The sequence below is a fragment of the Kitasatospora sp. NPDC093679 genome (genome assembly GCF_040683455.1).
Lineage (GTDB): Bacteria > Actinomycetota > Actinomycetes > Streptomycetales > Streptomycetaceae > Kitasatospora > Kitasatospora arboriphila.
This window is the reverse complement of the sequence record NZ_JBFBDW010000017.1, coordinates 125909-145635: the sequence shown is the minus strand read 5'-3', so window position 1 is coordinate 145635 and position 19727 is coordinate 125909. Positions and strand designations below refer to the sequence as shown.

Here is a 19727-nt window from a genome sequence, read left to right as displayed (position 1 = left end):
TCGGGCTGGTGGGAGCCGTCGGCGTCCATCTCGACGAGGACGGTGTAGCCGTGGTCGATGCCCCAGCGGAAGCCGGCGAGGTAGGCGGCGCCGAGTCCCTCCTTGCCCTTGCGGTGCAGGACGCGGACGTGGTCGTCGTCGGTGGCGAGCTTGTCGGCGAGGTCGCCGGTGCCGTCGGGGCTGTTGTCGTCGGCGACCAGGACGTGGACCTCGGGGACCGCGGTGCGGACGCGGGAGACGATCCGCTCGATGTTCTCGGCCTCGTTGTAGGTCGGGATGATCACCAGCACCCTGCCGAGATCGGCGAAGGTGGTCTCCTCAGGGGCAGTCACGGCACAGCCTTTCGAAACTTCGGGGAACGTGCGGCGAGCCCGCAGCCGGAGGGGGCGACGGCGCATGTCATCGAGACGGGGCCCGGATGGCTCCCGAGCACACGGCCCGGAATGCGGATCGTACAGCGTCGTGTCCACCCGACCGGCCGCCGGGACGGGCGGCCTCCGGGCAGCAGGTAGTCTCAGCACCACGTGACACCCGGCGATCGCGCAGCAACCGGCCGCTCGCGACCGGCCCGCCGACCGGCCGGCGCCCTCCCCGGACACCGGCGGCAGCCGGCACCCGGAGCCCCGCACCGGGTGTCGACGAAGAGACCGTGCGGGCCGTCCCGCACCTGAACAGGGTGGGAGCCGCGATGCGGGACCTCAGTCAGCTGGTGAAGGCGTACGACGTCCGGGGCGTGGTGCCGGACCAGTGGGACGCCTCGTACGCCCGCGCCTTCGGCGCGGCCTTCGTGCAGGTGCTCGGCGCCTCCGCGGTCGTCGTCGGCCACGACATGCGGCCCTCCTCCCCCGAGCTGTCCCGGGCCTTCGCCGAGGGCGCCGCCGCGTACGGCGCGGACGTGGTGGAGATCGGCCTCTGCTCCACCGACCAGCTCTACTACGCCTCCGGCAGCCTCGACCTGCCCGGCGCCATGTTCACCGCCTCGCACAACCCGGCCCAGTACAACGGCATCAAGCTGTGCAAGGCCGGCGCCGCCCCGGTCGGCCAGGACACCGGCCTGACCGAGATCCGCGAGCTGGTGGAGTCCTGGCTCGCCGAGGACGGCACCGTCACCGTCCCCGCCGCCGCCGAGGACACCGCCCCGGGCACGCTGTCCTCCCGGGAGACCCTGGAGGGCTACGCGGCCCACCTGCTCTCGCTGGTCGACCTGTCCGGGATGCGGCCGCTCAAGGTCGCCGTCGACGCCGGCAACGGCATGGGCGGCCACACCGTGCCGGCCGTGCTCGCCGGGCTGCCCGTCGAGGTCGTGCCGATGTACTTCGAGCTGGACGGCACCTTCCCGAACCACGAGGCCAACCCGCTGGACCCGAAGAACCTGGTCGACCTGCAGGCCAAGGTGCGCGAGGTCGGCGCCGACCTCGGTCTCGCCTTCGACGGCGACGCCGACCGCTGCTTCGTGGTGGACGAGCGCGGCGAGCCGGTCTCGCCCTCGGCGATCACCGCCCTGGTCGCCGAGCGGGAGATCGCCCGCGCCCGCGCGGCCGGCGAGGAGAAGCCGACCGTGATCCACAACCTGATCACCTCCTGGACGGTGCCGCAGGTCGTCACCGACCTGGGCGCGGTGCCCGTCCGGACCCGGGTCGGCCACTCCTTCATCAAGGAGGAGATGGCCCGCACCGACGCCGTGTTCGGCGGCGAGCACTCCGCGCACTACTACTTCCGCGACTTCTGGCGCGCCGACACCGGCATGCTGGCCGCCCTGCACGTGCTGGCCGCGCTCGGCGGCCAGGAGCAGCCGCTCTCGCAGCTGTGCGCCCGGTACGACCGCTACGCGGCCTCCGGCGAGATCAACTCCACCGTGGCGGACCAGGCCGGCCGGACGGCCGAGGTGCGCGCGGCCTACGGCGCGCTGGAGGGCGTGACCGTCGACGAGCTGGACGGCCTGACGGTGGCCGGCGCCGACTGGTGGTTCAACCTCCGGGCGTCCAACACCGAGCCGCTGCTGCGGCTGAACGTCGAGGCCGAGGACCCGGCCCGGATGGCCGAGCTCCGCGACGCCGTCCTGGCGATCGTCCGCGCCTGACCTCCGGGGGGTGCGGTGCGGCGGCCCGGCCGGGCCGCCGCACCGCACCTCTCCGTACACACCGCTCGGCTAGAGTCTGGCGTTCCGACAGCAAGCCCGCGGAACAGCGAGGAACCGAGCCGATGGACAGGCTGCAGAACACCGTCCGCCCCTACGCCTGGGGATCGACCACCGCCATCCCCGCCCTCCTCGGCCAGCAGCCCACCGGGGAACCGCAGGCCGAGATGTGGCTCGGGGCGCACCCCGGCGACTCCTCCCGGGTGGACCGCGGCAACGGGCCGGCCACCCTGGACACGGTGATCGCCGCCGACCCCGAACGCGAACTCGGCGCCGCCGCCGTCGCCCGGTTCGGCCCCGCGCTGCCCTTCCTGCTCAAGGTCCTCGCCGCCGGCAGACCGCTCTCCATCCAGGCCCACCCCACGCTGGAGCAGGCCCGCACCGGGTACGCCGCCGAGGAGGCCGCCGGCATCCCGGTCGACGCCCCGCACCGCAACTACAAGGACGCCAACCACAAGCCCGAACTCATCTGTGCCCTGGACGAGTTCGAGGGCCTCTGCGGCTTCCGCGAGCCCGCGGAGGCGGCCGCGCTGATGGCCTCGCTCGCGGTAGCCGCACTCGATCCGCTGATCGACACCCTGCGCAGCAAGCCCGCACCGGAGGCGCTCGCCGACGCGCTCTCCGCCGTCCTCTCGCTCACCGGTGAGAAGGCGGAGCACACCGTGGCCGAGGTGGCCCGCGCCGTCGAGGCCGCCGCCGAGGGCGACCCGTCGGGCGCCATGGCCGGATACGCCTTCGCCGCCCGCGAGTTCCCCGGCGACACCGGCCTGATCGCCGCCCTGCTGCTGAACCACGTCCGGCTGCAGCCCGGCGAGGCGCTCTACCTGGGGGCCGGGGTCCCGCACGCCTACCTCCGCGGCACCGGCGTCGAGATCATGGCCAACTCCGACAACGTGCTGCGCTGCGGGCTCACCCCCAAGCACATCGACGTCCCCGAGCTGCTGCGCGTGGTCCGCTTCGAGCCCGGCGCCCCCGACGTGCTGCGGCCCGCGGCGGCCGCCGACGGCGAGCACCACTACCCGGTGCCGGTCGACGAGTTCCGGCTCTCCCGGTACACCCTGGGCGCCGAGCCCGCGGTACTGCGCGGCCCGGCCCCGCAGATCCTGCTCTGCACCGAGGGCTCCGTCCGGCTCACCTCCGCCGACGGCGGCACGCTGGACCTCGCCCGCGGGCAGTCCGCCTTCCTGCCCGCCGACGGCACCGACACCACCGTCGCCGGGCCGGGCGCCACCGTCTTCCGCGCCACCGTCACCCTCTGACGCCAAGTCGGCCCGGGCGGCGGGGTACGACGGCCCCGCCGCCCACCCTGGGACCGGCGGTCCCGGGGTCAACTCTCCTCTGCCGCCGCCGATCGCACGGTGACAGCCTCGAAGCACACCGACCGGCCGGGCCGACGCCCGGCCGACGAGAACCGAGGAGAGCACCATGCGCGCTGTCACCGTCCGCAGCTACGGCGACGCCCGGCAGGCCGAGATCACCGAAGCGCCCGTCCCCGTCCCCGGTCCGGGCGAGGTCCGGATCCGCAACCGGGCGCTGGCCGTGCACCCCGCGGACGCCGCGGTGCGCTCCGGCCTGATGGCCGGGCTGCTCGGCACACCGCCGTTCCGGCTGGGCTGGGACGTGGCCGGCACGGTCGACGCGGTGGGCGAGGGCGTCACCGCCTTCGCGGTCGGCGAGGACGTCATCGGCCTCTCGCACTGGTTCGCGACCCGCAACGGCACCCACGCCGATTACGCGGTGCTGCCCGCCGACCAGCTCGCCCCCGCCCCGGACGACGTCCCCGCCGCCACCGCCGCGGCGCTCCCGCTCAACGGGCTGACCGCGCTGCAGGCCGTCGAGCGCACCGGCCTCGACGCCGGCGCCACCCTGGTGGTCACCGGTGCGGGCGGCAACCTGGGGTACCTCACCACGCAGCTGGCGCTCGCCCGCGGGCTGCGCGTGCTCGCCGTCGCCGGCCCCCGGGACGAGGCGGAACTCACCGCGACGGGGGCGGAGTTCGTCGCCCGCGGGGAGTCGGCGGTGGACGCCCTGCGCGGCCTCGCCCCCGGCGGTGCCGACGCGGTGGTCGATGCCGCCGGCCTCGCCACGCCGCTGCTGGCGGCGGTGCGCGACGGCGGGCTGTTCGTCGCCGTCCGTCCGCCGGCCGCACCCGCGGCCGAACGCGGCATCGAGGTCGTCGTCCACGACGTCCGCCCCGACGGGCACGCGCTCGCCGGACTGGCGAAGCTGGTCGCGGACGGCCGGCTCGTCGTCCGGGTGGACTCCGTCCTCCCGCTGGAAGAGGTCGCCGCCGCGCACGCCCGGCTGGAGGCGGGCGGCACGCGGGGCGCGGTGGTGCTGACCGTGTGACCGGGGGACGCTCCGGTGCCTCAGCCCAGGACGGGGTGGGCGGCCTGGTAGGCCAGGCGTTCGTCGGCGCCGTCACCGATGCGGGTGAGGAGTCCGTCCAGGGCCAGGAACTCCTCCCACGCGGGGTTGCCGCCAGCCCGGCACAGCTCGGCCACCACGCGGTCCTCCAGGTCCGGGACGCGCTTGTTCTTCCAGACCTTGTCGGCCAGGCTCACCAGCAGGTCCTCGGCCCGGGTGCCGGGGGCGTCCCAGGTGGCGTGCCCGGCGGCGAACCGGGCCAGCTCCGCGGACACCCCGTGCTCCAGCAGGAGGTCCCGCCCGGCCGGTTCGTGCGCGGAGCCGGGACCGGACAGCTCGGCGGGGTGCCGGACCTTGCCGATGTCGTGCGTGGCCGCGCCGAACAGCACGGCCCCCCGGTCGAGTTCGAGCGCCGGGCAGTGCTCCGCCACCCAGCCGACGAGCTGCCCCGCGACCTCGTGGACGACCCGCAGGTGGGCCACCAGCCGGGGCGGGGCGCCGAGGTGCCGCAGCAGTTCGGCGACCTCCTGCGGCAGCGGCCGCAACCGCGGTGTCCGGCAGTCGTCCAGGGCGACGGCGAGCACGTCCACGACCCCCTCGCAGGGTCTCGCCGCCCGCGACATGTCGATCTCGCGTGACCCGGGCGTTCCCGGCCGCCTCACGGCCCTGTCATCCATGATCGGTCTCACATCCGTGGCATGTCCTCGCGAGGGCGAGGCCGGAATCGGGCGGCTTGCCCGGGTCGGCCAAGTACACCAGGCTGAGCCCCGAGCACGAGGACCACCGGCCGGCCCGGATCGCGCACCGTCAGGTCGTCGTACGCGCCGGTCCACACGCCGGACACCTACGGACGGAAGGCTGCGCCGTGCGGAAACTGATCTACGGGATGAACCTGACCCTGGACGGCTACATCGCCGCGGCCGGTGACGACATCGGCTGGAGCGGACCGCCGAGCAGCGAGTTGTTCCAGTGGTGGCTCGACCACGAGCAGGCGAGTGAACTCTCGCTGTACGGGCGCAAGCTGTGGGAGACCATGAGCTCCTACTGGCCGACCGGCGACCGGCAGCCCGACGCCACCCCGGCCGAGGTCGAGTTCGCGCGGAACTGGCGGGACACGCCGAAGGTGGTGTTCTCCTCGACGATCCACGAGGTCGACTGGAACACCCGCCTGGTCACCGGCGACGCGATCGCCGAGATCACCCGGCTCAAGGCCGAGGACGGCGGCCCCATGACCATCGGCGGCGCAACGCTCGCCGGGGCCGCCATGCGCACCGGGCTGATCGACGAATACGTGATCGCCACCCATCCGGTCCTGGTGGGCGGCGGCACGCCGTTCTTCACCGCGCTGGACAGCTGGGTGAACCTGAACCTGGTGGAGACGCGGACGTTGCCCGGCGGCGTGGTCCTGACCAGGTACGAGACCAGGCGCTGAGCAGCTGCCCGCTGCCCCGGATCCGTGTCGGACATGCCGTCACCGGCCACGGAGTCCGAGACCTTGCCTGCCCCTCAGCCCATGTCGCGGGTCATGTCGACGAAGCGCGAGTAGTGGCCCTGGAAGGCGACGGTGATGGTCGCGGTGGGGCCGTTGCGGTGCTTGGCGACGATGAGGTCGGCCTCGCCCGCGCGCGGGGACTCCTTCTCGTAGGCGTCCTCGCGGTGCAGCAGGATGACCATGTCGGCGTCCTGCTCGATGGATCCGGACTCTCGCAGGTCCGAGACCATCGGCTTCTTGTCGGTGCGCTGTTCGGGTCCACGGTTCAGCTGGCTGAGCGCGATGACCGGGAGCTCCAGCTCCTTGGCGAGCAGCTTGAGGTTCCGGGACATGTCGGAGACCTCCTGCTGGCGGCTCTCGGCCCGACGGGAGCCGCCGGACTGCATCAGCTGGAGGTAGTCGATGACGACCAGTCGGAGGTCGTTGCGCTGCTTGAGCCGACGGCACTTGGCCCGGATCTCCATCATCGACAGGTTCGGCGAATCGTCGATGTAGAGCGGCGCGTTGGTGACGTCGGGCATCCGGCGGGCGACCCGCGTCCAGTCGTCGTCCGTCATGTTGCCCGAGCGCATGTGGTGCAGCGCCACCCGCGCCTCGGCGGACAGCAGGCGCATCGCGATCTCGTTGCGCCCCATTTCGAGCGAGAAGATGACGCTGGGCAGGTTGTTGTGGATGGAGGCGGCCCGGGCGAAGTCCAGCGCCAGGGTCGACTTGCCCATCGCGGGACGGGCCGCGATGACGATCATCTGACCCGGGTGCAGTCCGTTGGTCAGCTGGTCGAAGTCGGCGAACCCGGTGGGCACGCCGTTCATCTGGCCGGCCCGCGAGCCGATCGCCTCGATCTCGTCGAGGGCGCCCTCCATGATGTCGGCGAGCGGGGCGTAGTCCTCGTTGGTGCGCTGCTCGGTGACGGCGTAGATCTCGGCCTGCGCGGCGTTGACGATCTCGTCGACGTCGCCCTCCGCCGCGTAGCCCATGCCGGCGATCCTGGTGCCGGCCTCGACCAGGCGTCTGAGGACGGCCCGCTCGTGGACGATCTCCGCGTAGTACTCCGCGTTGGCCGCGGTCGGAACGGAGTTGACCAGGGTGTGCAGGTAGCCGGGGCCGCCCACCCGGGCGAGCTCGCCGCGCTTGGTCAGCTCGCCGGCGACGGTGATCGGGTCGGCGGGCTCGCCGCGGGCGTACAGGTCGAGGATCGCGCCGTGGATGAGCTCGTGGGCGGGCCGGTAGTAGTCGGCCGGCTTGAGCACCTCGACGACGTCGGCGATGGCGTCCTTGGAGAGCAACATGCCGCCGAGGACGGACTGCTCGGCCGCCAGGTCCTGCGGGGGGACGCGCTCGAAGCCGTCCGCGGCGGGCATCCGCTCCTCGTCGGACCCGCCGTCCCGCCGGCCGCCGTCGCCGCGCCGGAAGCCGTCGCCGCCGCGCTGGAGGGAGCCTCGGCCGCCGCCGTCACGGTTGCGGGAGACCGGCAGGCGGTCGCTCGGCGTGCTGGGGAAGGAGCCGGGACCGAAGGCGTCGTCGGACGGCTGCCAGTCGTCCTCCGGGGGCGGGGGAACGTCGTGGTCGTCGTACTGGGGGCCGGTCACGCGTGTTCCCCGATCAGCGAATCGTGCGAGTGGAGCGGTCCTTGCCGATGACGCATCCTCCTTCATACGCCACCCGGCCGACATTTCCGCCACCGGGCCACGGGTGTCGCGCGGGGCGGCCCCGGCCGGGCCCGGAACGGGCACCGGGGCAGGGGCGGGTCGGCGCCCCACGCTACGGCGCCGGGGGCCGTTCGGCCAAGACGGTTATCCACAGGGGGTGTGGACAGCGGGTCGCCACCTGTGGAGAAGTGCCCGAAACCTGTGCACAACCCTGTGGACAGGTCTGTGGATAACCACACCACCCTCCACCGTCAACGGGTTGACCTGCGATTACTTCCTCGATCGGCTGTGCATGAGAAAAAGTTCACACGGCCGCCCGTTCACCCGACGGGCCGTGGACATCCCGTTCCGAGGTCCCTCGATCAAGATTTCGAGTAAGTGATGCAGATCCTATTCACCACTTACCTGTGGATGAGTAGTCTGGCTCACATGACCTCCCCGACCGCCCGTCGCAGCCACGACCGCGAGATCCTCGCGCTCGCCGTGCCGGCCTTCGGCGCCCTGGTCGCCGAGCCGCTCTTCCTGATGGCCGACTCGGCGATCGTCGGCCACCTCGGCACCGCCCAGCTGGCCGGGCTCGGCATCGCCTCCGCCGTGCTCACCACCGTCATCGGCGTCTTCGTCTTCCTCGCCTACGCCACCACCGCCGCGGTCGCCCGCAGGATCGGCGCCGGCGACCGGCGGGCCGCCGTCCAGCAGGGCGTGGACGGCATCTGGCTGGCCCTGCTCCTCTCCGCCGGGCTCGTCCTGCTGACCGTGGCGCTGGCCCCGCAGGCGGCCGACCTGCTGGGCGCCTCCCCCACCGCGGCCCCGCACGCCGTCACCTACCTGCGGATCAGCGCCCTCGGCATCCCCGCCATGCTGGTCGTGCTGGCGGCCACCGGCGTGCTGCGCGGCCTGCAGGACACCCGCACCCCGCTGCTGGTCGCGGTGGCCGGCTTCGCGGCGAACGCCGTGCTCAACCTCGGCCTGGTGTACGGGGCCGGCCTCGGCGTGGCCGGCTCCGCCTGGGGCACCGTGCTGGCCCAGAACGCGATGGCCGCCGCCTACCTGGTCGTGGTGGTGCGCGGCGCCCGGCGGGAGGGCGCCGGCCTGCGCCCGGACGCCGCCGGGATCCGGGCCTGCGCCCGGGCCGGCGGGCCGCTGCTGGTCCGCACCCTCAGCCTGCGGGCCGTACTGCTGATCGCCACCGCGGTGGCCGCCACCCTGGGCGACGCCGAGATCGCCGCCCACCAGATCACCATGACCATCTGGTCCTTCGTGGCCTTCGCCCTGGACGCCGTGGCGATCGCCGGGCAGGCGATCGTCGGCCGGTACCTGGGCGCCGGCGACGTGGCAGGCACCCGCGCGGCGACCCGGCGGATGGTCGAGTGGGGCATCGGCGCGGGCCTGCTCCTCGGCCTGCTGATCGTGCTGGCCCGTCCGCTGTACGTGCCGCTGTTCACCGCCGACCCGGCGGTGCGGGCGGAGCTGGGCACCGCGCTGCTGCTGGCCGCGCTCACCCAGCCGGTGGGCGGTGTGGTGTTCGTCCTGGACGGGGTGCTGATGGGCGCCGGCGACGGCGGCTACCTGGCGGCGGCGATGCTGGCGACCCTGGTGGTCTTCGCCCCGGCCGCGCTCGCGGTGCCGGGCCTCGGCGGCGGGCTGGCCGCGCTCTGGTGGGCGATGAACCTCTTCATGCTCACCCGGGCGCTCTTCCTGGTGCTCCGGGTGCGCACCGGGCGCTGGCTGGTGACCGGCGCCGTCCGCGCCTGAGCCGGGCCCGAGCCGCGCCCGTCCCCTCCGGGCGGGCCCGGACGGGACGGCGGGAACGACCGAGGGCCGGCCTCCCCCTGCGGGGAGACCGGCCCTCGAACTGCTACGGGAGCGCTCAGGCGGCCACGACGTTGACGTCGAGGTTGGCCTGCACGTCGGAGTGCAGCTTGACCGAGACCTTGTGGGTGCCCAGGGTCTTGATCGGGGAGGCGATCGCGACGGCGCGCTTGTCCACCGCCGGGCCGTCGGCGGCCTTGATGGCGTCGACGACGTCGGCCTGGGTCACCGAGCCGAACAGGCGGCCGGCGTCGCCCGAGCGGACGGCGAGCTTGACCTGCAGGCCCTCGAGCTTGGCCTTGACCTCGTTGGCCGCCTCGAGGGTCTGGATCTCGTGGATCTTGCGGGCGCGACGGATCGCGTCGACGTCCTTCTGGCCGCCCTTGGTCCAGCGGATGGCGAAGCCGCGCGGGACCAGGAAGTTGCGGGCGTAGCCGTCCTTGACCTCGACGACCTCGCCGGCGCTGCCGAGGCCGGGGACCTCGTGAGTGAGGATGATCTTCATTGTTCGGTCACCCTCTCTTAGCGCGTGGTGGAGGTGTAGGGCAGCAGCGCCATCTCACGGCTGTTCTTCACGGCCGTGGCGACGTCACGCTGGTGCTGGGTGCAGTTGCCGGTGACCCGGCGGGCACGGATCTTGCCGCGGTCGGAGATGAACTTCCGCAGCAGGTTCGTGTCCTTGTAGTCAACGTAGTTGACCTTGTCCTTGCAGAAGACGCAAACCTTCTTCTTCGGCTTGCGAGCAGGCGGCTTCGCCATCATGTGCTCCATTGGGGATGGACGGTCCGGACGCGCGAGGCGGCGCGGACCGCACGAAATCTCTCAGCATGCCGGGGCCCGGCCCAGGGGCCGCGCCCGGCGTGCACCGCTAGAACGGGGGCTCTTCCGAGTAGCCGCCGCCGGAGTTGCCACCCCAGCCGCCGCCGCCCTGGTTGCCACCGGAGGGCGCGGAGGACGCCCACGGGTCGTCGGACGGGCCGGACTGACCGCCGGAGTTGCCACCCCAGCCGCCGCCGCCACCGCCCTGCTGGCCGCCCCAGCCGCCGCCGGACGGAGCCCCGCCCTGCTGGCCGCCGAAGCCGCCGCCACCGCCGGGGCCGCCGGACCGGTTGGCCCGGGTGACCTTGGCGGTCGCCGACCGCAGGCTCGGGCCGACCTCGTCGACCTCCACCTCGAAGACCGTCCGCTTCTCGCCTTCCTTGGTGTCGTAAGACCGCTGGCGCAGTCGGCCCTGCACGATGACGCGCATGCCCTTCTGCAGCGACTCGGCGACGTTCTCCGCCGGCTGCCGCCAGACGTTGCACGTGAGGAAGAGGCTCTCGCCGTCCTTCCACTCGTTGGTCTGGCGGTCGAAGGTGCGCGGGGTGGACGCGATACGGAACTTCGCGACCGCGGCACCCGACGGGGTGAAGCGCAGCTCGGGGTCGTCGACGAGATTGCCGACGAGGGTGATGACGGTCTCGCCTGCCATGGTGGTGATGACCTCTCGGAAAAAGGAGTTCTGCGGTGCTCGCTCGGTGTTTCACGTGAAACACCGGGCGTGAGTCACCTGACGCCGGAGGCGTCAGAGGTGGCTCAGTGGGTGTCCGGGCGCAGGACCTTGGTCCGCAGAACCGACTCGCTCAGGCTGAGCTGGCGGTCGAGCTCCTTGACGACCTCAGGCGTGGCCTTCAGGTCGATGACCGAGTAGATGCCCTCGGACTGCTTGTTGATCTCGTAGGCCAGACGACGACGGCCCCAGGTGTCGATCTTCTCGACCTTGCCGCCACCGGTGCGGACAACGTTGAGGAAGTTCTCGATCAGGGGGGAGACAGCGCGCTCCTCGACCGACGGGTCGAGGATCACCATCACCTCGTAGTGACGCATGGGTAACCCACCTCCTTTGGACTCAACGGCCACGGTCTCTCCGTGGCAGGAGGGTTGTGCAGCGTCGCACCGGTGCGGTGTCGACTCCGGCCACCGTAGTAGCGGGGTCTGACAACCGGTCCCGGCGAAGGGCACACGGGGGCACACCTACACCAGTGCAGACCGCACAGCCTACCGGGCCGGAGGGTCCGACCCAAAACGCATAGGGGTTGTGATCCTGGGCATACCGGCCGCAATCTGGACGGAACGGCACGCTGTCCGGTCCGTGCCGCCGACGGGCACCGCCCCGTCCCGCCCGTAGTCCACCCGGGAGGTGGGTCCCATGGCTCAGACCGTCCGCCGGTTTCCGGCCCTCACCCTCAACACCGACGGCCACACGCACCCGCGCGAGAACGCGTTCGTCGCGGTGGCCGCCGTCTTCGGCCTGCTGGCCTTCGTGAGCGCGTTCTTCGACAACCTGCACATCATGAGCTCGTGGACCGGCCTGGTCGGCATCGTGGCCGGCCTGTGGGGCCAGTTCATCTCGGTCACCACGGCCGAGCGCTTCGCCCTGGTGATCTCCACCGGCCTGGCCGGTGTGGGCCTCTACCTCGGCCTCGCGCACGGCGGCTTCTTCGGGGGCTTGTGGTGACCCGCACGCGCCGGTCCGCCGCATGACCTCCGGTGCCCTCCTCGCGTACTCGCCCGTGCTCGGGTATCAGGTACGCGGAGAGGGCACCGGCATGTCCGGCCAGCCCCGGCAGAAACGGACCATTCGGGCGATAGGGTCGCCGTGACCTCACCCTGGACCGCCCGACCGAGGAGGAGCATCCCAGCATGAGCCTGCGCCTGAGGACGATCAGCCGCGAGGAACACCTCGCCTTCATCCAGTCCCGTCCCTCCGCCAGTCACATGCAGGTGCCCGCCTGGGCGGACGTGAAGGCGGAGTGGCGCTCGGAGAGCCTCGGCTGGTTCGACGAGTCGGGCGTGCAGGTCGGTGCGGGCCTGGTGCTGTACCGGCAGCTCCCCAAGGTGAAGCGCTACCTGGCCTACCTGCCGGAGGGCCCGGTGATCGACTGGTTCGACCGGGACCTCGACGGCTGGCTGCAGCCGATGCTGGCGCACCTCAAGGACCGGGGCGCGTTCTCGGTGAAGATGGGCCCGCCGGTGGTCGTCCGCCGCTGGGACGCCGCCACCCTCAAGGCCGCCATCGCCGGCGGGCAGGCCAAGCGGCTGCGCGACGTCGAGCCGGACTGGTACGAGCCGCGCGCCTTCGAGGTCGCCGACCGGCTCCGCAAGGCCGGCTGGCTGCAGGGCGAGGACGGCGGCGCGGGCTTCGGCGACGTCCAGCCCCGCTACGTCTTCCAGGTGCCGCTCGCCGACCGCTCGCTCGACGACGTCCAGCGCGGCTTCAACCAGCTGTGGCGGCGCAACATCAAGAAGGCCGAGAAGAGCGGCGTCGAGGTCGTCCAGGGCGGCTTCGACGACCTGGAGGTCTTCCACCGCCTCTACGTGGTCACCGCCGCGCGGGACCGCTTCACCCCCCGCCCGCTGGCCTACTTCCAGCGGATGTGGAAGTCGCTCGCCGCCGAGGACCCGAACCGGATCCGGCTCTACATCGCCTACCACGAAGGCGAACCGCTGGCCGCGACCACCATGCTCACCGTCGGCGAGCACGTCTGGTACTCCTACGGCGCCTCCGCCGACCACAAGCGCGAGGTCAAGCCGTCGAACGCGATCCAGTGGCGGATGATGCGCGACGCCTACGCGCTGGGCGCCACCCTCTACGACCTGCGCGGGATCAGCGACACCCTCCAGGAGGACGACCACCTCTTCGGGCTGATCCAGTTCAAGCTCGGCACCGGCGGCCAGGCCGCCGAGTACCTCGGCGAGTGGGACTTCCCGCTGAACAAGCTGCTGCACAAGGCGCTCGACCTCTACATGTCGCGCCGCTGAGACGCCCTCACCACATCCTCGGGGAGTGACGATGACCCTGTCGCTGTACGTGGACACCGCCCGCTGGCGGGCGCACCAGCAGGCGGTGCTGGCCCAGTACCCCGGCCTGGTGCCGGTGGCCAAGGGCAACGGCTACGGACTGGGCAACGCCCGGCTCGCCGAGGAGGCGGCGCTGCTCGGCACCGGGATGCTGGCGGTCGGCACCGCCCAGGAGGCCGCCGACGTGTCCTTCCCCGGGGACCTGCTGGTGCTCACCCCGTACCGGCCGGGCGAGGACGCGCCCGCGGTGCCGCCCGGGACGATCCGCACGGTCGCCCACCTCGACGCCCTACGGGCGCTGCCGGCCGGCGCCCGGGTGGTGGTGGAGTGCATGACCAGCATGAGACGCCACGGCATCGCCCGCGCCGACCTGCCCAAGCTGCCCACCGACGGCCCGGTGGTGGAGGGCTTCGCGCTGCACCTGCCGCTGGACCGCCCGGACGGCTCGGACCCGGTCGGCGAGGTGGCCGACTGGATGGAGGCGATCGCAGCGGCGGGCCCGGCGCCGGGCACGGTCTACCTGAGCCACCTGGCCGCCGCCGACGTGGCGCGCCTGGACTCCCGGTACCCGGACACCGCCTTCCGCTCCCGGATCGGCACCCGGCTCTGGCTCGGCGACGTCGCCGCGCTGCACGCCGCGGCCACCGTGCTGGACGTGACCGCGGTGGCCAGGGGCGAGCGCTACGGCTACCGCCAGCACAAGGCGCCCTCCGACGGCCACCTGCTGGTGGTCACCGGCGGCACCGCGCACGGCGTCGGCATGGAGGCCCCCAAGTACCTGCACGGCGTGCTGCCCCGCGCCAAGGGCCTGGCCCGGGCCGGGCTGGCCGCCGTCAACCGCACCCTCTCCCCGTACGCCTGGGGCGGCCGCCAGCTGTGGTTCGCCGAGCCGCCGCACATGCAGGTGTCGATCCTCTTCCTGCCGGGCGCCGCCAAGCCCCCGGTGATCGGCGACGAACTCCCGCTCACCGTCCGCCACACCACCACCCACTTCGACCGGGTGGTCGACCACCGCCAGACCCTGCTGGGCGCCGCCTAGGCGCCGGGCGCGTCCCGGTCGGGGGCCGCGCCGTCGGCGGGCACCGGGGCGGCCTGGTCGGGCGCGCTCCAGGTCCAGTCGTACTGCGGCGCGTACTCCGCGTAGGTCGCCTCCTCGCGCAGCCTGCGGGCGGCGCCGAGCACGAAGACGTCCGGGGCGCCGTCCAGCACACCGCCGGAGGGGTCGTCGCTGCCGTCCCAGCGGACGGGGTCGTGCTCCGGGTGGAGCATGTCGCGGACGACCATCGCGCAGAGGTAGAGCGTGCCGAGCAGGTGCAGGGCGATCGCCAGGTGGTACCAGTCCTGGCCGATGCCGTGCTGCTTGGAGTCGCCGGTGTAGGCGAGGTACGACCAGACGCCGAGGAAGTACAGCACCTCGCAGGTCTGCCAGATCAGGAAGTCCCGCCAGCGCGGCCGGGCGAGGGCGGCGAGCGGGATCAGCCACAGCACGTACTGCGGCGAGTAGACCTTGTTGGTGAGCACGAACGCGGCGACCACCAGCAGGGCGAGCTGGGCGAAGCGGGGGCGCCGCGGCGCGGAGAGGGCCAGCCAGCCGACGGCCAGGCAGCACAGCACCAGCAGCACCGAGATCCAGGTGTTGAGGGTGGGCAGCTGCTGGTTGCGGTCCTGCATGAGGATCAGCCAGAACGAGCCGAAGTCCTCCTTGCGGACCTGGCTGAAGGTGTAGAAGGTCGCCCAGCCCTTGAAATTGGCGATCATGATGGGCAGGTTGACGACCAGCCAGGCCGCGACCGCGCCGCCGAGCGCCCGGCCGAAGTCGCGCCACTTGCCCGCGCGCCAGCACAGCACCAACAGCGGCCCGAGCAGCAGCACGGGGTAGAGCTTGGCCGCGGTGGCCAGTCCGATGAGGACACCGGCCGCGACCGGCCGGGAGCCCGCCCAGTACGCCATGGCGACGGCGGCCAGCGCCACCGCGAGCATGTCCCAGTTGATGGTGGAGTCCAGGGCCAGGCAGGGCGCGACGGCGAACAGCAGCGCGTCCCACGGGCGCCGGCGGTGGGTGCGGGTGAGCGCCACCACGACGACCACCGCGCAGACCATCAGCATGCCCGCGTTGACCATCCAGAACCACTGCTCGCGCCCCTGCAGCTCGCCGCCGGTCGGCGTCAGCCAGGCCGCGACCTGCATGAACAGACCGGTCAGGACGGGGTACTCCAGGTACTGCATGTCCTGGGTCGGGAAGGGCAGCGGGTCCAGGTACGGATGGCGCCCGCTGTCGAAGCCGCGACCGGAGAACAGGTGCGGGATGTCGCTGTAGCAGGCGTGGGTGTACTGGGTGGTCGCGCCGTGGAACCAGCCGCCGTCGTAGCACGGCACCTTCTGCACCAGGCCGAGCACGTAGGTGGCGATGACGACCAGGGCGAGGAAGCGGGCCGGGGTCCACCAGGAGACGCCGAGCAGCGCGCGGCGTCCGGGCGGGCCGCCGAACACCTCGCTGCCGGCCGCCGCGACCGGGTCCTCGTCGGCCGGCACGACGACGGTGTTGGGCAGCGGACCGGCCGCCGGTGCGGGCGCGGGCCCGGCGGTCTCGTGGGTGCTGGACGTCATGGCGGACATACTGCCGCACCACCGCCCGCACGACGAGGAGACCCCGGCAAAGACACCGGCGCCGGCCCGCCCCCTGGGGGGTGGACCGGCGCCGGTGCCCGTCACTGTCCTGTCAGCGCGGCTCCGCCGCCTCCGCCAGGGCCGCCACCGCCCTGGGTGGAGGTGTCGGTCGGGCTCGCCGTGGGCTTGCCGGACTTGGTCGGGGGTGTCCTGGTCGGGCAGATGAGGAAGCAGCTCTCCGTCGCGGTCGGCGACGGGCTGCCGGTCGGCCCGCCGGTCGGGCTCGGCGTGGTCGACGGGCTCCCCGACGGGGAGGCCGAGGTCGAGGCCGAGGCGGAGGCCGAGGGCGACGCGGTCGACGGGGCGCCCGAGGCGTCTACCTTCACACCGGACTCGCCCGGGTCCGGGAAGTTGCGCGGGTTGCCCGGGCCGATGACCTTCATGTAGCGGGTGAAGACGTCGGTCGGGAAGTCACCACCGTGGATCTCGGTCTTGCCGGCGGTGCCGTCGAGCGAGAGCAGGCCGGGCTTGCCCGGCTCCTCGCGCCACATGCCGACCGAGGTCACCAGGCTGTTGGTGTAGCCGACCCACCAAGCCGAGGTGCCGGAGTCGGTGGTGCCGGTCTTGCCCGCCACCGGGAAGCCCAGCTCGTTGGTCTTCTTGCCGGTGCCGTTCTTGGCCACGTTCTCCAGCACGTCGGTGATGTTGTCGGCGACGGCCGGGTCGAGCACCTTCTTCGCGGGCGGCTTGGTGAACATCGGAAGGTCCACGCCGTCCTTGGACACCCGCCGCACCGAGTACGGGTCGGTCTGCTGGCCGTGGGCCGCGAACACCGAGTAGGCCGAGGCCATGCGGATCGCGCTCGGCGTCGAGGTGCCCAGCGGGAAGGTGATGGTGCTGGACGGCGCCAGGCTGCCCTGGCGCAGGCCCATCTTCAGCACCATGGCCTCGACGTTCTTGCCGCCGACGTCCTGGTTGAGCTGGACGAAGGGCACGTTGTAGGAGTTCTTCATGGCCTCCTTCAGCGTCACGTACCCCGGGGCGGAGGTGCTGTCGTTGCGCTGGCGGTAGGGCTGGCCGTTGTCGCCGATGACGGGGCTGCCGTCCGGCTTGAAGATCTCGGTCAGGTTGTTGGCCATGTACCGGCTGTCGGTGCTGATCCTGGTCGGCTTGCCCTCGTCGTCCGTCTTGGTCAGCACGCCGGTCTGCATGGCGGTGGCCAGGACGAAGGGCTTGAAGGTCGAGCCGACCGGGATTCCGGGGGCGTCGGCGTTGTTGGTGTAGTGGCCGTTCTCGATGCCGTCGCCGCCGTAGATGGCGACGATGGCGCCGTCGTTGGGCACCACCGAGGCCGCACCCATCTGCACGAACTTGTCCTTGTCGTGCTTGTCCGGGTGGAGGTTGTCCTTCTGGAAGCCGTCCACGGCGTTCTTCAGCGCGTCGACCTTGGACTTCTCGAAGGTGGTGTAGATCTTGTAGCCGCCGCGCTGGAGCTCGTTGTCGTTGATGGTCGGGTCCTTGGCCATCAGGTACTTGTTGGCCGTCTCCACCAGGTAGCTGATCTCACCCTTCATGTTCGACTGGGCCTTCGGCGGGATCGGCTCCGGGAAGGTCTTCCCGCACTTGTCGACGTCCGCCTGGGAGGCCAGGTGGGCCACGACCATGCGGTTGAGGACGTACTCCCAGCGCTCCTGCATGCGCTTGTGGTTGTCGGGGGTCAGCGACGGGTCGTAGAGGCCCGCGCCCTTGAGCAGGCCGGCGAGCATGGCGCCCTGGCAGATGTCGATCTGCGAGGCGTCCTTGCCGTAGTAGGCCTGGGACGCGGCCTGGACCCCGATGGAGTTGCGGCCGTACCAGCTGGTGTTGAGGTAGCCCTTGAGGACCGTGTCCTTCTGGTCGGCGATCTTGAGCGTGATGAACAGCTCCTTGACCTTGCGGGTCAGGGTCTGGTCCTTGCTCAGGTAGTAGTTCTTGACGTACTGCTGGGTGATCGTCGAGCCGCCCTGGGTCTCGCCGCCGGAGGCCATCTTGTAGACGGCGCGGGCGATGCCCTTGGGGTCGATGCCGCTGTCGGTGCGGAAGGTCTCGTTCTCGGCCGCGATCGTGGTGTCCTGCGCCGCCCGGCTGATGTCGGCCAGCGGGACGACCTGGCGGTTGGTGGTGCCCTTGCGGGTCATCTCACTGCCGTCGGCCCAGAAGTAGATGTTGTTCTGCTCGTCGAACTCCTTGTTGGCGTCCGGGACGGGGGTCAGCGCGAAGGCGACGCCCACGGCCGCGACGGTGCCGCCGAAGAAGACGAGGAAGAGCGTGAGGATCTGCTTCCACGAGGGGATCCAACGGCGGAAGCCGCTCTTGCCCCAGCGCGGGTAGTCGACGAAGCGCTTCTTGGGCGGCGCGCCGGCCGGCGGGCCGCCGCGCCGGCCGCCGCCGGCCGTGCCGGCGGCCGCGCCGCCGCCCTTCTGTGCCTGGCGGCGCATCTCGGCACGGGTGAGCCGGGGCTGCTGCGCGGTCTCCCGGGCGGTCGCGCGCGCACGGCGGAGCCCGTCGGCGCGGAGCTCGTCCTGCCCGGGCCGACCGTGGGAGGGCGCACCCTGCGGGGGGTTGCCCGGCGGGTACGGGCGACGACCGTCGCCGTGGCCGCCCGGAGGCTGACCTCCGCCGTTGGGCGACCTTCGCCGGTGTTCGCTCATCTCTCTGCAACTCCTCGGTCGGGCTGTCCGGGCCCGAAGGCAGGGTTCACGTCCGATGCCCGCAACCGCCTGAATCCCCGGAGGTGGTCCTCGTGCACACGCGACAGCGTACGCATCCTTCAATCGTCAACATTCGGACATTAAAGGACAAATGCCGCATATGTTCGGCAGATCATTACAGTGCCGTTGCCTAGCGGGCCGCGTCGGCCCTTGACGCGGGCCCCGCGCACCCCGCCGACGCACGCCCCCGCCGCCTTGTGATCACGTTCACGCGTGCCCCCCTTGCCCGCGTCGTGACCCCGGATTACTGTTCTCGATATATCGAGCCGATACATCGGAGCGGCATAGCCGCGCCGTGCACCGGACCGGACGGCCACGGGGAGAGGAGGCGGCAGGGGATGAGCAGGCGTTCCGGAGTGCTGGAGTTCGCCGTTCTCGGCCTGCTGCACGACGCCCCCATGCACGGCTACGAGCTGCGCAAGCGGCTCAACGTCCTGCTCGGCTCGTTCCGCGCCTTCTCGTACGGCACGCTGTACCCCTGCCTGAAGAACCTGGTCGCCCAGGGCTTCCTGGTCGAGGACAACCCGGACGTCGAGTACGTCCCCGCCACCGCGCTCAACGGCAAGCGGTCGAAGATCGTCTACCGGCTCTCCCCCGAGGGCAAGCAGCGCTTCGAGGAGCTGCTCGCCGACTCGGGCCCGGACGCCTGGGAGGACGAGCACTTCGGCGTCCACTTCGCGTTCTTCGCGCGGACCGACAAGGCCGTGCGGATGCGCGTCCTGGAGGGCCGCCGCAGCCGGCTGGAGGAGCGGCTGGAGCGGATGCGCAGCTCGATCGCCCGCACCCGCGAGCGGTTCGACGACTACACGCTCGAACTCCAGCGGCACGGCCTCGAATCGGTCGAGCGCGAGGTCCGCTGGCTCAACGAGCTCATCGAGACCGAGCGGGCCAACCGCACCGGGCGCAACGGCGCGCCGAACGGTGCCACACAGACTTCGGACGGCCGTGGCCAGGAGGCCGGGTCCTCGGACCCGCCGGGGCCACCGCACGACCGCCCGGGGCGCTCCGCACAGGAGCGCTGAGACCCGCGGCCCGGCGCCCTCGCAGCGCCGGATCCACGGGAGGAGTGGGCG

General features: G+C 72.1%; 18 protein-coding genes. 9 read left to right on the top strand and 9 right to left on the bottom strand.

Going from position 1 to position 19727, the window contains the following annotated elements:
• On the bottom strand, positions 1–332 hold a 332-nt coding region (locus AB0O09_RS17090), incomplete at its 3' end, for a glycosyltransferase (RefSeq protein ID WP_363542460.1).
• 356 nt (positions 333–688) lie between these two features.
• Here AB0O09_RS17090 and AB0O09_RS17085 point away from each other — a divergent pair.
• From AB0O09_RS17085 to AB0O09_RS17075, 3 genes are all read left to right on the top strand, one after another.
• Positions 689–2080, top strand: coding sequence for a phosphomannomutase/phosphoglucomutase (locus AB0O09_RS17085; protein ID WP_363542459.1), 1392 nt, complete (start codon positions 689–691; stop codon positions 2078–2080).
• A gap of 122 nt (positions 2081–2202) precedes the next feature.
• Entirely contained in the window at positions 2203–3396 is a 1194-nt protein-coding gene (manA, locus tag AB0O09_RS17080; protein WP_363542458.1) for a mannose-6-phosphate isomerase, class I, read from the top strand.
• A 166-nt stretch (positions 3397–3562) separates the two neighbouring features.
• On the top strand, positions 3563–4486 hold the full coding sequence (locus AB0O09_RS17075; protein WP_363542457.1) for an NADP-dependent oxidoreductase: 924 nt from the start codon (positions 3563–3565) through the stop codon (positions 4484–4486).
• Positions 4487–4506: 20 nt separating this feature from the next.
• Here AB0O09_RS17075 and AB0O09_RS17070 read toward each other — a convergent pair whose 3' ends face one another.
• The gene (locus AB0O09_RS17070) at positions 4507–5094 is read right to left on the bottom strand and encodes an HD domain-containing protein (protein WP_363542456.1); all 588 of its coding nucleotides are present in this window, start codon (positions 5092–5094) and stop codon (positions 4507–4509) included.
• 275 nt (positions 5095–5369) lie between these two features.
• Between AB0O09_RS17070 and AB0O09_RS17065 the strand changes: the two genes are divergently transcribed.
• The gene (locus AB0O09_RS17065) at positions 5370–5936 is read left to right on the top strand and encodes a dihydrofolate reductase family protein (protein WP_363542455.1); all 567 of its coding nucleotides are present in this window, start codon (positions 5370–5372) and stop codon (positions 5934–5936) included.
• Between the two features lie 74 nt (positions 5937–6010).
• On the opposite strand, the gene dnaB is transcribed toward AB0O09_RS17065, so the two are convergent.
• Positions 6011–7471, bottom strand: coding sequence for a replicative DNA helicase (dnaB, locus tag AB0O09_RS17060; RefSeq protein ID WP_363542469.1), 1461 nt, complete (start codon positions 7469–7471; stop codon positions 6011–6013).
• 603 nt (positions 7472–8074) lie between these two features.
• Between dnaB and AB0O09_RS17055 the strand changes: the two genes are divergently transcribed.
• A complete protein-coding gene (locus AB0O09_RS17055) occupies positions 8075–9400 on the top strand; it encodes an MATE family efflux transporter (RefSeq protein ID WP_363542454.1) in 1326 nt (441 codons plus the stop codon).
• A gap of 115 nt (positions 9401–9515) precedes the next feature.
• On the opposite strand, the gene rplI is transcribed toward AB0O09_RS17055, so the two are convergent.
• The 4 genes from rplI to rpsF all read right to left on the bottom strand — a co-directional run bounded on the left by rplI (position 9516) and on the right by rpsF (position 11323).
• Entirely contained in the window at positions 9516–9962 is a 447-nt protein-coding gene (gene rplI / locus AB0O09_RS17050) for a 50S ribosomal protein L9 (RefSeq protein ID WP_263104424.1), read from the bottom strand.
• A gap of 17 nt (positions 9963–9979) precedes the next feature.
• Positions 9980–10216, bottom strand: coding sequence for a 30S ribosomal protein S18 (gene rpsR, locus AB0O09_RS17045; RefSeq protein WP_030270170.1), 237 nt, complete (start codon positions 10214–10216; stop codon positions 9980–9982).
• A gap of 109 nt (positions 10217–10325) precedes the next feature.
• Positions 10326–10928 carry a single-stranded DNA-binding protein gene (locus AB0O09_RS17040; protein WP_030270168.1) on the bottom strand — a complete coding sequence of 201 codons (603 nt, stop codon included), beginning with the start codon at positions 10926–10928 and terminating at the stop codon, positions 10326–10328.
• 104 nt (positions 10929–11032) lie between these two features.
• Positions 11033–11323, bottom strand: coding sequence for a 30S ribosomal protein S6 (gene rpsF / locus AB0O09_RS17035; protein ID WP_030270167.1), 291 nt, complete (start codon positions 11321–11323; stop codon positions 11033–11035).
• A 322-nt stretch (positions 11324–11645) separates the two neighbouring features.
• Here rpsF and AB0O09_RS17030 point away from each other — a divergent pair, with 322 nt between their 5' ends.
• The 3 genes from AB0O09_RS17030 to AB0O09_RS17020 all read left to right on the top strand — a co-directional run bounded on the left by AB0O09_RS17030 (position 11646) and on the right by AB0O09_RS17020 (position 14336).
• Positions 11646–11954: a hypothetical protein gene (locus AB0O09_RS17030; RefSeq protein ID WP_359981009.1), complete on the top strand. Its 309-nt coding sequence runs from the start codon at positions 11646–11648 to the stop codon at positions 11952–11954.
• Between the two features lie 185 nt (positions 11955–12139).
• Positions 12140–13258: a peptidoglycan bridge formation glycyltransferase FemA/FemB family protein gene (locus AB0O09_RS17025; protein ID WP_363542453.1), complete on the top strand. Its 1119-nt coding sequence runs from the start codon at positions 12140–12142 to the stop codon at positions 13256–13258.
• Between the two features lie 31 nt (positions 13259–13289).
• A complete protein-coding gene (locus AB0O09_RS17020; protein ID WP_363542468.1) occupies positions 13290–14336 on the top strand; it encodes an alanine racemase in 1047 nt (348 codons plus the stop codon).
• Here the strand turns inward: AB0O09_RS17020 and AB0O09_RS17015 are convergent.
• On the bottom strand, positions 14333–15904 hold the full coding sequence (locus AB0O09_RS17015; RefSeq protein ID WP_363542452.1) for a glycosyltransferase 87 family protein: 1572 nt from the start codon (positions 15902–15904) through the stop codon (positions 14333–14335). The genes AB0O09_RS17020 and AB0O09_RS17015 overlap by 4 nt on opposite strands.
• A 101-nt stretch (positions 15905–16005) precedes the next feature.
• A complete protein-coding gene (locus tag AB0O09_RS17010) occupies positions 16006–18381 on the bottom strand; it encodes a transglycosylase domain-containing protein (protein ID WP_363542451.1) in 2376 nt (791 codons plus the stop codon).
• A 611-nt stretch (positions 18382–18992) separates the two neighbouring features.
• Here AB0O09_RS17010 and AB0O09_RS17005 point away from each other — a divergent pair.
• The gene (locus AB0O09_RS17005; RefSeq protein ID WP_363542450.1) at positions 18993–19676 is read left to right on the top strand and encodes a helix-turn-helix transcriptional regulator; all 684 of its coding nucleotides are present in this window, start codon (positions 18993–18995) and stop codon (positions 19674–19676) included.
• Positions 19677–19727: the final 51 nt, after the last annotated feature.

Bases quoted from the DNA above. Each gene is read 5' to 3' on its own strand.
- AB0O09_RS17075 (WP_363542457.1), top strand. From the start codon at position 3,563: ATGCGCGCTGTCACCGTCCGCAGCTACGGCGACGCCCGGCAGGCCGAG.
- manA (WP_363542458.1), top strand. From the start codon at position 2,203: ATGGACAGGCTGCAGAACACCGTCCGCCCCTACGCCTGGGGATCGACC.
- AB0O09_RS17055 (WP_363542454.1), top strand. From the start codon at position 8,075: ATGACCTCCCCGACCGCCCGTCGCAGCCACGACCGCGAGATCCTCGCG.
- AB0O09_RS17020 (WP_363542468.1), top strand. From the start codon at position 13,290: ATGACCCTGTCGCTGTACGTGGACACCGCCCGCTGGCGGGCGCACCAG.
- rplI (WP_263104424.1), bottom strand. From the start codon at position 9,962: ATGAAGATCATCCTCACTCACGAGGTCCCCGGCCTCGGCAGCGCCGGC.
- AB0O09_RS17030 (WP_359981009.1), top strand. From the start codon at position 11,646: ATGGCTCAGACCGTCCGCCGGTTTCCGGCCCTCACCCTCAACACCGAC.
- rpsR (WP_030270170.1), bottom strand. From the start codon at position 10,216: ATGGCGAAGCCGCCTGCTCGCAAGCCGAAGAAGAAGGTTTGCGTCTTC.
- AB0O09_RS17085 (WP_363542459.1), top strand. From the start codon at position 689: ATGCGGGACCTCAGTCAGCTGGTGAAGGCGTACGACGTCCGGGGCGTG.
- AB0O09_RS17005 (WP_363542450.1), top strand. From the start codon at position 18,993: ATGAGCAGGCGTTCCGGAGTGCTGGAGTTCGCCGTTCTCGGCCTGCTG.
- AB0O09_RS17025 (WP_363542453.1), top strand. From the start codon at position 12,140: ATGAGCCTGCGCCTGAGGACGATCAGCCGCGAGGAACACCTCGCCTTC.
- AB0O09_RS17015 (WP_363542452.1), bottom strand. From the start codon at position 15,904: ATGACGTCCAGCACCCACGAGACCGCCGGGCCCGCGCCCGCACCGGCG.
- rpsF (WP_030270167.1), bottom strand. From the start codon at position 11,323: ATGCGTCACTACGAGGTGATGGTGATCCTCGACCCGTCGGTCGAGGAG.
- AB0O09_RS17040 (WP_030270168.1), bottom strand. From the start codon at position 10,928: ATGGCAGGCGAGACCGTCATCACCCTCGTCGGCAATCTCGTCGACGAC.
- AB0O09_RS17010 (WP_363542451.1), bottom strand. From the start codon at position 18,381: ATGCGCCGCCAGGCACAGAAGGGCGGCGGCGCGGCCGCCGGCACGGCC.